This window comes from Citrobacter sp. wls708, from assembly GCF_005281255.1.
Classification (GTDB): domain Bacteria; phylum Pseudomonadota; class Gammaproteobacteria; order Enterobacterales; family Enterobacteriaceae; genus Citrobacter; species Citrobacter werkmanii.
Window position 1 is genome coordinate 1 of the sequence record NZ_SZXE01000024.1, and the last position, 1,002, is coordinate 1,002.

Sequence of the window (1,002 nt, forward strand, 5' to 3'; positions counted from 1 at the left end):
TAACCCGAATTGCTAGTTGATTATTTAGCCATGACTTGATACCCGATAGAATATCTTAAAGTCTCTGGTTCCAGTGATTTAGCTGATTTTAACAGTAAAGAATACGCTAAAAGTATCATCTCTAATTTCAATTGAAAACCTTGAGGCGAACGACTTTTACAACGCTCAGCTCCTAGATTTGTCAAAAAAGAGAAAACTCGCTCAATCACTTTTCTACGTTTTGAAAAATTAGGGAAAAGGATTTTCTTTTGCTTCATGTTCTTCCTGACAGGTGTCATTAGATCAATTCCTTTTAATTCCAGCCTATCATGCAGTGACTGACCTAAATATCCCATATCTCCAAGGACTGTTGGTGTCCCAAATTGACTCAACACTTCCTCGGTCATTGAACTATCAGCCATTGAAGCAGGAGTAATTGTGTAGTCTATGACATAGCCTGATTCACTGACTAAAGCATGACATTTACATCCATAGAAGTACTGTCCCTTTGTAGCATTGTAGCCAACATTTGCATAATCTCCAAGAACTTTGCTTCTGAAATTACGAATAGGCTGACACAAAGGAATGGGGAAGCTGTCAATAATGGATACACTCATTCCTTCAACCTCTTTAAAGACGAGTGCTTGGCGAATGACTTGGATACTCGGTAAGAGGGCATTACAACGGCGGACAAAGCGAGAATATTCTAGGAAATTAGGAAATAAACTTTGAGCAAGTTGGTGCTTAGCTTTAAGCGTTTCACTAAAATGCAGTACGCCCCATAGGTAACAAGCGATAACTAAGCAATCTGATGTTGCGAGATGGACGTTCTTTCGGTTTTGAACCTCAAGGGGAACCCTCGTTTGATAAAGCGTCTCAATGGTTGTCAGTAAATAAACAAAAACTTTTGGAAGTGTGCTATTATAAGTCATATAAGTCGTGCGCTTTCTAATGCTTAGTGGTTTAAGATTAGGATAGCACGACTTATTTATTTTCCAATGAAATTAACTAGCAATTCGGGTA

The 1,002-nt window shown here is 38.4% G+C and carries 1 protein-coding gene; it reads right to left on the reverse strand.

Annotated elements, in window-relative coordinates; all coding sequences use genetic code 11:
• Positions 1-20: 20 nt before the first annotated feature.
• Positions 21-911 (reverse strand): IS982-like element IS982B family transposase, encoded by an 891-nt coding sequence (locus FDW97_RS17825; protein ID WP_015082326.1) that lies wholly within the window; start codon positions 909-911, stop codon positions 21-23.
• Between the last annotated feature and the right edge of the window lie 91 nt (positions 912-1,002).